Below are 14,636 nucleotides of genomic sequence, written 5' to 3'. Positions count from 1 at the left end.
GCCTCCGTGCTTCTTTGTTTACACCGCGGTGGATGAGGAATCTGAGCGCCGCACGCGGGCGACGCGTTTAATAGCCGAGGTCACCGTTCCCGGTGCGGTATCGGCCGCATTAATTTTTTCAGCCAGTTGCTGAATGGTCTGGTACTGGAGCAGGTCGGTCAGCGAAACCCGCAGCGCCAGCTGTTGCTCAATACGGGCGGCAATACGCAACGCATGCAGCGAATGGCCGCCCAGTGCAAAGAAGTTCTGATCGCAACCGATCCGGTCGTGTTTCAGCACGTCGCGCCAGATATCGCGCAGCGAGTGCTCCAGCGGGGTTTGCGGCGCCGCGCCCTCGGTCTGCGTATCCCACTGCGGCGCCGGCAGCGCACGATAGTCCACCTTCCCATTGGCGGTTTGCGGCATCGTCGCCAGCACCTGGATCGAACCGGGCACCATGTGGGTCGGCAAACGGCTCGCCAGGAACCGACGCAGCGCCGGTTCATCGACCTCCGCGCCCTCGCGCAACGCCACCCACGCCGCCAGCGCCTCCCGCTGCGGCAGGTACTGCACGGCGCTGAGCATCACCTGCGGGTGCAGCAACAGCTGCGCCTCGATTTCGCCCGGCTCGATGCGGTAGCCGCGCAGCTTGATCTGTCGATCGCAGCGACCCAGATAGTGCAGCGTGCCGGCGGTATCGGCGCAGACGCGGTCGCCGGTGCGGTAAAATCGCGCCCGCCCGTTCGGCGTGGTCAGTTCCAGGAACCGCTCATCGGTCAGCGAGGCGCGATTCCAATAGCCGCGCGCCACCCCGGCGCCGCCGATATACAGCTCCCCGGCCGCGCCCTGCGGCACCGGTTGCTGCTGCTCGTCCAGAATCAGCAGATGGGTGTTGCCGATGGGCAGACCAATCGCCACGCTGCCGCCGTGCTGTAGCTCCCGCGCCGTGACGCGGTGTACGCAGCAGCCCACCACGGTTTCCGTCGGGCCGTACTCGTTGAAAATAGGGCTGTCGGGCGCATCATCGAGCCAACGCTGTACCGCCGCGCTGTTCAGCGCCTCGCCGCCGACCACCAGCGCCGACACGCGACGCTTGTCGTCCGCCGTCAGTTGGTTTTCCAGCAGGTTGAGGTGCACCGGCGTGATTTTGAGCAGCACCCGTTCGCCGCTGGCGCGGATCGCCTGCTGTAGCGCGGCGATGTCGCCATCCTCGCGGATGATGTGGATGCAGCCGCCGGCCAGCAACGGCAGGTACAGGCTGGTGAGAGTGGCGTCAAAACTGATGGAGGAATGGAACAGACTGTCGGTGTCCGCATCAATCCGGTAGCGCGCTATCGCATCCTGCAGATAGTTGCCCAGGCTGGCGTGGTCGATCATCACCCCCTTCGGCGTACCGGTAGAGCCGGAGGTGTAGATGATGTAGGCCAGCGTATCGGCCGGCGATTCGCCGGGCAGCGTCACCGCCATCTCATCGGCGCACGGGCACTGCGCCGCGTCCAGTACCGTTATCGATGCCGGCGGCGTCAGGCGTGCGCGCAGCGTGGCGTCGGTGATCAGCGCCCGACCATCGCAATCCTGCAACAGCCAGTTGACGCGCTCGTCCGGCCACTGGCTATCCACCGGGATGTAGCACGCACCCAGCCGGTTTACCGCCAAAATGGCGCTCAGGTAGTCGATGCTGCGCGGCAGCCAGACCACCACGCGATCGCCGGCGCGCACCCCGGCGTGATGCAGCCGCATCGCCAGCTGTTCGGCGCGTTGGCGCAACTGCCGGTAGTTCAGTTGCGTTTCGCCATCCACCACCGCGATGGCATACGGCGCGTACTGCACCTGTTCGACAAACCGCGCATAGACATTCGATGCGCCGACATGCTGGGCTGGGCCTTGCCACTGGCTCAGCAACCGGGCGCGTTGCGCGTCGGTCAACGCCGACACCTCGGCAAGCGTGGCGGCGTCGTCAAGCTGCGTCAGGATACGCTGCAACCCCTCCGCCAGTTGCCGCACGGTGGTTTCTTCGTACAGACCGTCGTCATACACCAGTTGGCCGTGCAGGCGCTCATGCAGCGACGCCACCAGCGTCAGCGCATAGTTGGTGCTTTCATGCGCGTCGGCAAACCGGAACAGCCGGGCTTCCTGCTCGCCCGCGCCGGGGTAGTTTTCGAACACCAGCAGCGTATCGAACAGGGCGTCGCTGCTGTTCAGGCCGGCGGCGGACTTGATCTCCGTCAGCGCCACATCGCCATGACGCTCGTTCTGACGCTGTTGCTGCTGCACGTCACGCAGCCAGTCGCTGACCGGCCGGTCGGCGGGCAAGTCAATCACGGTGGGCACGGTATTGATCAGCAATCCGGCCATCTGATCCATGCCTGCCAGCGCGGCGTGACGTCCGGAGATGGTCATGCCGAACAAGACCGTTTCACCGCCGGCGCAGGCCTGCAACAAGCGCGCCCAGGCGCCCTGCACCAGCGTGCTGACAGTAAGCTGTTCGCGCCGGGCGAAGTCCGACAGCCGCCGCGTGGTTGCTTCGTCCAGCGTGAACGGCAGCACCTGCTTGCGTTCGCTGGCCTGCCGCAGCGGCAGACCGAGCGGCAACGGCGTGCGGCTCATCCGCCGGGCTTGCGTCTCCCAGTAAGCGTCCCGTTGCGGATTGCGCTGACGGACCTGCCGCACATAGCGGCGGAATGAGGGCGGCGGCGGCAATACCGCGTCCGGGTTGTCCCAGCAGCGGGCCACCGCGTCCATCACCACCCGGACTGACCAGCCATCCAGAATGGCGTGATGATGGCTGACCAACAGTTGCTGGCCTGCCTGTCCGACATCGATCAGCGTCAGACGCAGCAACGGCCCCTGTTGCAGGTCGAAACGGCGAGCGCGGTCGGCGTCCAGCACCTGCCGGCGGGCATCCGCACGGTTGAGCATCACCGTGTTCCAGTCCATCGGCAGATGACGGCGCACCACCTGCAACGGCTCGCTGCCGCTATGCAGTTCAAACGTGGTGCGCAGCGCCGGGTAGTGCTGTATGACCCGTTGCCAGGCCTGCCGCAGCGCGGCGATATCCGCGCCGGCCGGCAGATCGAAACAGATCTGCTCATGGTAAGCGTCGCCGGTCAGCGAGTGGAACAGCATCCCTTCCTGCATCGGCGTCAGCGGGTAGATATCCTCTATGTCGCCGATACGTTGCTGCAACGTATCGAGCGCATCGGCGCTCAGTTCCGCCAGCGGGAAATCCGACGGCGTCCAGTGGGTTGCGGTTTGCTGCCGGCAGTGCTGCGACAATTGCCGCACCCAGGTCAGCATCCGCTCGGCCAGTTGCCGGATAGTGGCGTCCCGATAGCACCGGCTGTTCCACGTCCACTCCAGATGCAGCTTGCCGTCCAGCACATAGCTGTCGACCTCCAGCGGCCAGACCCGCGGGCTTTGCGGCGCATAGCGATTCGCCAGGTCGAGCCGCGCTTCCCCCTGAAACGGCGGGGCGTCAAACCCCTGGGTAAACTGACCAAGGTAGTTAAAGCAGATATCCGCCGCGTCATGCACCTGCGACGCCGCCGCCAGCCGAACCCCATAGCCGGCGCCGCGATGCGGCACCTGACGAATGGCTTCTTTCACCTGACGAATCGTCCAGCCGGTATCATCCGGCCGATCCAGCTCGATATGCAGCGGATAGATGGCGGTGAACCAGCCCACAGTGCGGCTGACATCCAGCGCCTCGTGCAGCCGTTCGCGCCCGTGTCCTTCCGTATCGATGCGCAGGCGAGACTGACCGCTCCACTCATGCAACGTCAGCGCCAGCGCCGTCAACAGCAGGTCGCCGGGATTGGTGCGATAAGCGGTATGGGTATGCTGGATCAACGCCGTGGTGGTGCTCTCCGGCAGGCTTAGCGCCAGCTTACGGGCATCTTCCCCACGGCCGGGCGTCGCCTGCGGCGCGCTATCGCACGGCAACCGCACCTCGCTCAGCGCCGGATAGCGCTGCCAGAAGGCGTCTTCCTGCTGTGCCGCTTCGCTGCGCGCATACTGATGCAAATGCTGCGACCAGCGCGGCAGCGACGCGGTTTTCGCCATCTCCGGCAGCGCGAGCCCCTGCGTCAACCGCGAATAGACCTGACCCAGATCGTCGGTAATGATGCGCCAGGACACCCCGTCCACCAGCAAATGATGCGCGACGAATAGCAACCAGACGCCCTGCGGCGCACGGTACAGCAGGGTTTTGAACAACGGCCCCTGACCGATATCCAGCCCTTCCTGCGCTGCTGCTGCGGCGGCGTCCAGCTGTCCGGCGTCATCCAGCGACACCAGTTCCAGCTCCACCTGTTCGACCGGTTCGCCTATCACCGCCTGCGCGCCGTCAAAACGCGCGCGCAGCCCATCGTGCTGATTCACCAGCCAGGTGAGCGCCGTTTGCAAATGCGCCGGCGCCACGTCATCACGCAGCCGCCACAACATCGACTGGTTGTAGTGATGCGGGCGTTCAGCGTGATGGGCAAAGAACCAGCGCTGCACCGGCAGCAGATCGTAAGCGCCGGTCACCGGCGCGGTATCGGCGACCATCGTCTGCCGGGGCATAAGAATATCCGCCAGCGCGGCGATGGTCGGCGCGTCGAACAGCATATCCACCGACAGCGCCAGCCCGGCTTCACGCGCCCGGAACACGATTTGCAGGCTGAGGATCGAGTCGCCGCCCAACGCAAAAAAGTCATCATGGGTGGAAATATCGTCACGCCCCAGCACCTGTTGCCAGATAGCCAGCAACTGCTGTTCCAGCGCCGACGTCGGCGCCTGATGCCGCTCACGCGCCGCCTGCTGCCACGGCAGGTTTTGCAACTGCCGACGGTGCACCTTGCCGTTGTTGGTCAGCGGCAAGGACTCCAGCCATTGCCATTGGGTCGGGCGCATGAAGCGCGGCAAACGCCCGGCGACCTCGCCGCGGATGGCGGCCTGCTGCGTGCGATCGCCCACCAACCAGGCCACCAGATGCAGCCGCCCTTCTACCTCGCGGATAGCGACGGCTGCCTGAGCGCCCCCGGCGCAGGCGCTCAGTTGCGCTTCCACCTCTTCCAGTTCAATGCGGTAGCCGTTCAGCTTGACCTGATTATCGTTGCGCCCCAGAAAACAGAGGTTGCCGTCCGGCAGGTAACAGGCCCGATCGCCGGTGCGGTAGAGCCGCGCCGCCGGGTCGGCGCTGAATGGATCGGGGATAAAGCGCTGTTCGGTGAGGTCGGGCCGCTGGTAATAGCCCAGCGCTACCCCGTCGCCGCCGATGTACAATTCGCCGGGCGCGCCGAACGGCACCAATTGGCGCTGCGCATCCAGCAGATACAGCCGGGTGTTGGCGATAGGTCGGCCGATCGGCACCGCGCCGTCACCGCCGGTTTCACCGGCGGCGAAGGTATGGATACAGCAACCCACCGTGGCCTCCGTTGGGCCGTACTCGTTGACGATCAGCACCTGCGGCGCGTGTTGCTGCCAAAAGCGCAGCGCGCTGGCGGACAGGCTTTCGCCCCCCACCACCAGCATCGCGGCATGGCCTGCCGCCCCGACGGGCAGTTGCTGGCTGAGCAGTTCCAGGTGCGCCGGGGTAATCTTGACCATCGTCAGCCCCGGCGTACGCTGCCACAGATCGACCAGCGCGCCGATATCATCCTCATCGGGCAGGATATGCAGCGTCTGACCGCACAGCAACGGCAGGAACAGGCTGGTCAGGGTTGCGTCAAAAGAAATGGAAGCGTGCAGCGTGCTGCCCTGACCGCCGTGACGACCGTAGTCGCGGCAGGCATGGTCCAGATAGTGCCGCAGCCCGCGGTGCGGGATCATCACCCCTTTCGGCACGCCGGTGGAGCCGGAGGTAAACAGGATATAGCACAGCTGTTCGCCGTCGATCGCCAACCGCGGATTCGTCGCGTCGTCGTCGGGCGGCAAGGCGGCCACATCCAGCACCACCGCTTGCGGCAATGTCAGGGCGGCGATGTCCACGTCATCCTGCGTCAGCACCGCCTGAACTTCCGCGGTCTGCATCATCAGGCTGGCCCGATCCGCTGGATAGCGCACGTCCACCGGCACCCAGGCGGCACCGCTTTTCATCACCCCGAGAATGGCCGCCGCCAGCGCCGGTGAGCGCGGCAGGTATACCGCTACCCGGCTGCCGACGCCGAATCCCTGTCGCAACAGCGCGTGGGCGATGCGGTTGGCCTGCTGGTTAAGCTGTTGGTAACTGATGGCGTGATCGCCGACGCGTAGCGCCACCGCCGTCGGCCGCAACGCCGCCTGCCGTTCGAACTGCTGATGCACCCAGGGCGCGTCAACGGTCTGCGCGGTGTCGTTGAGGGCGTCGCGCAGCAGCGTCCGCTCGGAAGGAGGCAGCATCGGCAACCGGCCGATGGTGTGCGACGGCGTATCGATCAGCTGTTGCAACACGGTGAGGTAATGGTCGGCCAGCGAGCGAATACGGGCGGCGTTAAAACAGACGACGCGATACTCCAGCACCAGGTGTAATTGCCGCTCGTCTTCCCGCACAAAGCAGGTCAGGTCGAATTTCGCCTGCGGCGTGTCGATCGGCTGATTATCTATCGCCAGCCCGGCCGGTTTATCCTGCGCGGCGTTATAGACAAACATGACCTGGAACAGCGGCGAAGATGGGCGCTCGCCCGCCGGCAACACGGCATCCACCACCCGGTCGAACGGTACATCCTTATTGGTCAACGCCCGTGCGCAAACCTGTGCGCTGGCATCCATGAACTGCTCCAGCGTCTGTTCGCCGTCCACCGTCTGACGAATCGCCACCGTGTTGAGCAACAGACCGATGGTGGACTGGAGCGACGGCCAGTCGCGCAACGTCACCGGGGTGCCGACCACCACATCCTGCTCGCCGCTGTGGCGATGCAACAGGATCTGAAACGCCGCCAGCAGCAGATTGAACAACGTGGTGTCGCGCTGTTTCGCCAGATGACGCAGCGCGCCGGCGAGTTCCGACGGCATAGCGACGGTGACGTACCCCGCGGTACGTTGGTCATCGCCCGCCAGCGCGGCCGGCGCCAGATTGAGCGCGGGCGGCAGCGTAGCAAACTGTTGCTGCCAATAGCGCAATTGCGACTGCCAGTGCCGCTGCACGTCTTCCCGCCGCTCCCAGGCGGTGTATTGCAGGTAGTTCACCGCCGCCGGCGCGGTCGGCTGCTGCTGATACAGCGCCAGCAGGCGCTCATCCAGCAGGCTCATCGACTGTTCATCCGCCAGAATATGATGCAGCACCAGTACCAGCGCGACCTCGCCCTGCGCCGACTCCACCAGCGTCAGCCGGTAAAGCGGGCCGTCCAGCATATCGAACGGCTGGGCCAATACCTGTTCGGCGTACTGTTGCAGCGCGTCGCGCCACGCCGACCGATCGTCCGGCGACCAGCGTTCATGGGTGCACACCAGCGGCTCATCCGACAGATACTGTTCCGCCACGCCCTGTTGCAGCCGTAGCCGGGTATTGAGTACCGGCGCCTGCGCCCACAGCTGCTGCAGGCTGTGCAGCAGTCGTGGCGCCTCGACCGGCTGGCTGAAGGTTTTGATCTGACCGATCAGGTAGCTGTTATCCCCCGCCACCTGCTGGGACAGGAACCACATCCGCTGCTGGGCGCTGCTCAGCGGCAGCGAGGCCGGCGCCGGTTCTGCCAGCAGCAGACTCTCGCGTTCCTGCCGCGACGCATTGGCGGCCAACTGCATCGGGGTGCGCCAGGTGAAGATATCGCTAACCCGCAGGTTGATATGGTGTCGTTCGGCCAGCCAGGCCACCGCTTTGGCCGCCAACAGCGAATGGCCGCCGGCGGCGAAGAACGAGGTATCGCGGCCGATGGCGTCATGCCCCAGCAGTTCGCGCCAGACGTCGATGATCGCCTGCTCGGCATCGCTGGCGGCGGGCGTTACCGCCGGGGCATCGCGCTGTTCCGGCAACGGGAAACGGTTGCGGTCGATCTTGCCGTTGGGCAGATGCGGGAAGGCGGTCATCAACACGTAGCAGGACGGGCACATGAACGACGGCAGCCGCGCCGACAGCGAATCCGCCAGCGCCGACAGGTCCGGCACCCGGTCGTCGTCGTGCAGCACATAGGCGATGATGGCGCTGGCCGCCAGATAATCCGGCCGCACCATCACCACCGCCTCTTTTACCGCCGGGTGCTGACGCAAGGCGGATTCAATCTCGCCCAGTTCGACTCTGAAACCACGAATCTTGATCTGATGGTCGATTCGCCCCAGATAATCAAGGGTGCCGTCCTCGCGGTAGCAGGCCAGATCGCCGGTACGGTACAACCTGGCGCCCGCTTTGTCGCTCAGCGGGTGGACGATGAACCGGCTGGCGGTTTGCTCCGGCTGGTTGATGTACCCGTCCGATATCCCGATACCGCCGATGCACAGCTCGCCCGCCACGCCGATCGGCATCGGCTGGTGGAATTCGTCCAGAATCCACACCTCGGTGTTCGACATCGGGCTGCCGATGTGGATGCGCCCCTCATCCGGGTACAATTCGGCGTTGGTGACGCAGACGGTGGCTTCCGTCGGGCCGTAGGAGTTGAGAAAGCGGCGGCCGCGGCCCCATTTGCGCAGCAGATCAACGCCGCACGCCTCGCCGGCGACAATCAGCACTTTCAGCGCCGGCAACGGCGCGTATGGCAAGGCCGCCAGCGCCGATGCGGGTAATGTGACATAAGAGATGTTCAGACGGGTCAACTGCTCCAGCAGGTCCGGGCCGGGCATCAACGCCAGACGCGGCGCCATGACCAGCGTCGCGCCTTGGCACAGCGCCATGCTGATCTCCCAAACCGAAGAGTCAAAGCTGGTGGAGGCAAATTGCAGCACCCGCTCGCCTGCACCGATGTCCATCAGCGCCGGAAACTCCAGCGCCAGATTGCACACGCCGTGATGGCGGATCGGCACCCCTTTGGGTTTACCGGTCGAACCCGAGGTATAAATGATGTAGGCGGTATTGTAGGCGCTGCAACGGTTGGCCAGGTTCTCGACCGGCTGCTGCGGCAACACCGGTTCCAGTTCGTCCAGCAACAGGCGCCGGCAGGGAACATCCTGATAATGTTCAACGAATTTCCGCTGAGTCAGCAACAGATGCAGCCCGGCGTCTTCGATCACGTAGCGGCTGCGATTGAGCGGATAATCCGGGTCAATCGGCACATAGGCGCCCCCCGCTTTCATCACCGCCAGTATCGCCACCATCAGCCACGGCGAACGCTCCAGACTGATGCCGACCGTGACTTCCGCCCCCACGCCCTGCGCCACCAGCAGGTGAGCCAGTTGATTGGCGCGCTCATTAAGTTCCTGATAGCTCAGCGTCTGCGACCCGAATTCCACCGCGATCAGCGCCGGCGTCCGCTGCACTTGTTGTTCGATCAACTGATGCCAGCAGACCTGATCGTCAAACGATCTGGCGGTCTGATTCCAGTGCAGCAGTTGCCGGTGGTCGGCGTCGGTCAGCAGCGGCAACGCCCCCAACGCGCTTTCCGGCTGCTCCAGAAACGACTCGATAAAACGGCAGAAACTGGCGGCCAGCCGCGCGACCGTCGCCGGCGCCAGACGGTCGCTGGCGTATTCGAAGCTGCCGTGGATACGCTGCCCCTCCGGCCACATTTCCAGCGTCAGCTCATATTTCGCGGTCGGCATCGGATACGAATGCAGCGGGCTAACGCTGGCCGCGCCGATGCGTTGTTCCGCCTGCGCCGCCTCGCGCCAGACAAAAAACGCCTGAAACAGCGGCGATATGCCCGGCGTACGCGCTTCCTCGCGCAGCGCAGGCAGCAGGTTGAACGGCAGCGGGTGCTGTAACGCCTCGACAAAGCGGCTTCTGACCTGCTCCAGCAGCACCGCGAACGGGTGGCGTTTATCCACCTGATGGCGCATCGCCATCACGGAAAACAGCAAGCCGAACGGATTGTCCTGCGCAACCTGATGATGGCGCGACACCGGGGTGCCCAGCAGGATGTCGCTCTGACGGCAGTAACGCGACAGAAACGCGCTGTACAGCGTCATCAGACACAGATAAGGGGTGATGCGATACTGGCGGGAGACGTTCAGCAGCGCCGTACTCTGCAATGACGACAGGCTGAACGGTACGTGACCGCCGTGGTAATGCTGCACCGGCTGCGCCGGATAATCGTAAGGCAGTTGCAGCAGCGGCAACGGGCAGGTCAGTTGCTGCCGCCAGTAGTCGTGCGCCTGCTTCCCGGCGTCGCTGTGCAGCCAGCGATACTGCTGGCGGGCATACCCATACTGGCCGTCCTGCTCTGGCGCCACCGCGTCCGCCTGACCGCCGGCCATCAACCGGCGATAGTGATGCAGCACCCACTGCCACAAACGCTGCACCGAGTCCTCATCGGCGATGATGTGGTGCATCACCACGCAGATGTGGTAGTGCTGCTCACGCAGTTGCAGGCACCCGACCCGCAGCAGCGGCGCCTGATACAACGTAAACGGCCGCACGGCCGCCTCCGCCAGCCAGCGTTCGGCGTCGCCGCCGCCCTGCGCCGACAGGTCGACGAACTCCAGACGCAGTTCGGCTGACGGCTCCACCCGCGCCTGCGGTTCGCCATCCTGCGCGAAAAAGGCGGTGCGCAGCGAGTCGAACCGTTGCAGCGCCAGTTGCCACACCCGTTCCAGCACCGCCAGGTTGAGCGGCCCCTGCCACGGCGCATGGTAGGCCATGTTGTAGACCGCGCTGTCAGGCTGGCTCTGCTGGATCAACCACAATCCCTGTTGTTCGACGCTGAGCGTGACGGATGCCTCGTGGTCGGCCTGCTGGTCCGGAGCCGGTTCACGCAGCGCGGCGGCGCACTGCGCCAGCGTAGCGCCCTGATACAGCTCCCTGAACGCCAGCTCCAGCCCCATTTCTTCGCGCACCCGGGCGATCATGCGGATAGCCTGCAACGAGCTGCCGTTGAGTTGGAAGAAATCCTCATCCCGGCCGATGGCGTCCAGTTGCAGCACCGATTGCCAAATCGCCGCCAGCGCGCGCTCACGCTCGTCTTGCGGCGCCGCACCGGCCAGGGTGCGGGCCGCCGCCAGCGGATACAACGCCTGTAACGCTTTGCGGTCAACTTTGCCGTTCGGCAAACGCGGAAACAGATCGAGAAGATGCAGATGGACCGGGACCCAGGTAGCCGGCAGATAATGCGCTAACCAGTCCCGCAACGCCTCCTGGCGCAGGTCGCTTTGCGGCTGCGCCACCACAAACGCCTGTAGCCGCGCGCCCTGCGGGGTTGTCGCCACCATCACCAGCGCCTGACGCACCTGTTCGTGACGCTCCAGAACGCCTTCGATTTCACCGGTTTCCACCCGCTGACCGTCAATCTTGATTTGCGTGTCGTTGCGGCCGGCCAGAATCAGGTTGCCGTCGACGTCGATCATGCCGAGGTCGCCGGTGCGGTAAGCGCTTTCCCCGTTGTTCAGGGTGATAAAACTACGATTATCCCCCTCCAGATAGCCGGCGCTGAGCCAGGGGGTGACAATCAACACCTCCCCCACGACGCCCTGACTGAGCGGCTGCAACTGTTTGTTGACGATGAGCAGCCGGGTATCGTCGATAGGCTGGCCGACCGGCAGCACCGCGCGATCCACATCCGCGGGCGATACCGGATAGCACACCTTCGCCAGCGTGGATTCGGTCGGGCCGTAGAAATTGAACAACCGGGTATCCGGCAGGCCGCAGTCGGCGAAACGCCGCACCAGCGCCCCTTTGAGCATCTCCCCGGCCAGCGCGACGCAACGCACCTGCGCCAGCGCCTGCGACGCCGCCGGGCTTTCCAGCAGCACCTGAAACAGCGACGGAATCAGATGCATCACGCTGATCCGCTGCTCGCGGATCCAGTTCAGCAGTCGCGGCGCGTCATAAATCAGCTCGGACGACGGCGGCAGACACAGGGTGGCGCCGTTGAGCAACGGCAGAAACAGGTCGCGCAGGAACGGGTCGAACATTTGGGGCGTCAGTTGGCTGACGCGATCCTGCGATGTCACGGCCAGCGCCCGGCTTTCCCAGTGAATAAAGTGCAACAGGCTCTCGTCCCGCCCCAGCACCGCCTTCGGGGTGCCGGTCGAGCCGGAGGTAAAATAGACATAAGCATGAGGCTGCTCAATCGGCTGTTTCAGGTAACCGTGCGGCAACTGCTCCGGTACGCCGTCCTCATCCACCAGCACCACCCGGCGTTCCCCTCCCAGCGCCGCCACTTTGGGCAGGTGGCGGCGGCTGGTGATCAACGTGGCGTCGGGAAAGCGTCCGGCCAGCAGCGCCAGCCGTTTTTCCGGCAGTTGCGGCGACAGCGGCACAAACGTGCGCCCGGCATGACGGATCGCCAGCACCGCGGTCACCAGATTCACGTCCTGCCCCAGCAGGGTCAGGACAAACGGGTGGTCTTCGCCCTGCTCCAGAATGCCCTGGCCCAGAGTAGCGACATGTTCCATCAGTTGCTGGTAGGTCAACTGACGTTCCCCTTGTACCACCGCCAGATGCTGTGGAAACCGGGTAACGATATTTTCAAACTCGACAGAAATAGCCATGAGCAGCCCCTGCAACACTCACCAAATAAAAGACGTTATTGTCTGAACTCGAATTGATCCGCATCCTTCAGGAAGGGGAACCGTTCTCTGACGCCGTGCAGGTGCTCATGCGACAGGGTGACGGTGAATACCGCTTCCTGCGGCTCCCCGTTCAGCAGGGTTTCCCCCAGCGGATCCACCAGCATGGTGTTGCCGCTGTAGCTCAGTTGGTTACCGTCCTGACCGACGCGATTGACGCCAATCACGTAGCTCTGGTTTTCGATGGCGCGGGCCGGCAACAGGGTTTGCCAGTGGTGAGAACGGCCAGCCGGCCAGTTGGCGATGTAAATGGCGGCGTCGTATTTGCCGTTCAGGTTGCGCGACCAGGCAGGAAAACGCAGGTCATAGCAAATGAACAGCGCAATACGCCAGCCGTTGTGGTCGACAATGCTTTGAACTTCGCCGGCGGTGTACTCCTGATGTTCGCCCGCATAGGTAAACAGATGCCGCTTGTCGTAGTACTGCACACACTCTTCGGTGACCCACAGCAACCGGTTGTAGTAATGACCGTCGTTTTCGATGATCACGCTGCCGACTATCGCCGCCTGATATTCGGCGGCCAGTTTCTGCATCCAGGCCCGGGTCTTCCCTTCCATGCGCTCGGCAATACTTTTGGGCTTCATGCTGAATCCGGTGGTGAACATTTCCGGCAGCACGATCACGTCGCTGCCCTGGCACTGCTTCAGCAATTTTTCCACCCGGCGACGATTGGCCGCCGCCTGCTCCCACACGATGTCCATCTGGACCAGCGACAGTGTCAAATCCTTCATATTTATCTTTCCTCCATAAAATGACTGGGCGCGCAACTAACGCAGGTCGGCATCGAACAGTTGTTCAAGGAAACTGCTCTGGCGGGTGTGCTCGACAATTGTCGCCCGCACGCGCTGCCGTTCGGGCGGCACGATAAATCCTTCCTCAATCAGGTAATTGAAATAGCGGAACAGCAATGTGTGGTCGCAGGCGGCGCAGACAATGCCGCTGCCCGCCAGCCACTGCCGGGTCAGCCGGGTGGCGTATTTGGCCTTTTCGGTGATATCGCCGCTGCTGTAAAACAGCGCCATCAGGTCGGTGAACGAGGAACGATAGGGTTTGCCGTCACGCAACATGCGGTTTTGCGTCAGGGCTTCGAAGTAGTCTTCGTTGATGACCACCTCCAGTTGGTAACCGAATTCCCGCAGCGCGATCACGATATCGTCGTAAGTGATCGGTTCCGGGTTGGTCAGATTGAGGGTTTTGCCGTGGAAGTCATCGCTGTGCAGACTGGCGTACAGCGCCGCCTTTGCCACATAGTCTACCGGCGTGATGTCGAAATCTTCCGAAGAACGAAAGGTCAGGCCGGTTTCCACCAGCGATTTGATCATCTCGTAATAGATGCCTTTGACGCGGGTTTCGTTAAGCGGATAACGGCCGCTGGCGCTGTCGCCCCAAATATTGCCGGGACGCACGATAGCCCAGCGTAGCCCGCGCTCTCCCGCCTGATGCACCGCCTTTTCCGCTTCGTATTTCGAGCGTTCATAGTCCATGTCGCGGTAGTTCTGCCCGAAATCGAGGTCGGTTTCCTGCAGTTCGAACCCGTCCTGATACAGCTTGTCGCCCACCACGCTGAAACTGGAGGCGTACAGCAGCGGAATGTCGCCGCCGAGGCAAAAATCAATCACCTGTTGGGTGCCTTTTACATTGACCGGCTGCAGCTTGCCGTAGGACGCCACCAGGCTGACGTTGGCCGCACAGTGCAGCACCCGATCCACCGTGGCCTGCAGCCGCTGATAATCCTGCGCGTTCAGCCCCAGTTGCGCCTGCGCGACATCCCCCAACACCGGGATCAGCCGCCCCAGTTGCCCGGCGCTGGTCCGCTCGACGTCATAGGAAAACAGGACGCTTTCCAAGCGCGCTCTGGCCTGCTCTACCGAGTCCGCGCGCACCAGACAAAACACATTGGCTGACGTGGCGGTCAGGATTTCGAGTAATAACCGCCCGCCCAGCACACCGGTCGCCCCGGTGAGAAACAGGTTTTTTACCGCTGGCGCGACCCCTGTTGATACGCTCCCTGCTGACATAAATGACCTCCCGTTGTTCCCATCAAAAAA

The 14,636-nt window shown here is 63.7% G+C and carries 3 protein-coding genes; all 3 read right to left on the bottom strand.

Features of this window, described 5'->3' with window-relative positions:
• Positions 1 to 18: 18 nt before the first annotated feature.
• From DXX3274_RS07690 to DXX3274_RS07680, 3 genes are read right to left on the bottom strand one after another with little or no spacing between them, the layout of a single operon-like run.
• Positions 19 to 12,510 carry a non-ribosomal peptide synthetase gene (locus DXX3274_RS07690; RefSeq protein ID WP_042859300.1) on the bottom strand — a complete coding sequence of 4,164 codons (12,492 nt, stop codon included), beginning with the start codon at positions 12,508 to 12,510 and terminating at the stop codon, positions 19 to 21.
• A gap of 35 nt (positions 12,511 to 12,545) precedes the next feature.
• Positions 12,546 to 13,319, bottom strand: coding sequence for an amidohydrolase (locus DXX3274_RS07685; protein ID WP_042859299.1), 774 nt, complete (start codon positions 13,317 to 13,319; stop codon positions 12,546 to 12,548).
• A gap of 36 nt (positions 13,320 to 13,355) precedes the next feature.
• A complete protein-coding gene (locus DXX3274_RS07680) occupies positions 13,356 to 14,606 on the bottom strand; it encodes a thioester reductase domain-containing protein (RefSeq protein ID WP_050569826.1) in 1,251 nt (416 codons plus the stop codon).
• Positions 14,607 to 14,636 lie beyond the last annotated feature (30 nt).

It is taken from the genome of Dickeya sp. NCPPB 3274 (assembly GCF_000406205.1).
Lineage (GTDB): Bacteria > Pseudomonadota > Gammaproteobacteria > Enterobacterales > Enterobacteriaceae > Dickeya > Dickeya fangzhongdai.
Note: the sequence above shows the minus strand (reverse complement) of the source record. Positions and strands in the feature narration are given on the sequence as shown.

Excerpts from the sequence above, each read along its gene's own strand:
- DXX3274_RS07690 (WP_042859300.1), bottom strand. The coding sequence starts at position 12,510 with ATGGCTATTTCTGTCGAGTTTGAAAATATCGTTACCCGGTTTCCACAG.
- DXX3274_RS07685 (WP_042859299.1), bottom strand. The coding sequence starts at position 13,319 with ATGAAGGATTTGACACTGTCGCTGGTCCAGATGGACATCGTGTGGGAG.
- DXX3274_RS07680 (WP_050569826.1), bottom strand. The coding sequence starts at position 14,606 with ATGTCAGCAGGGAGCGTATCAACAGGGGTCGCGCCAGCGGTAAAAAAC.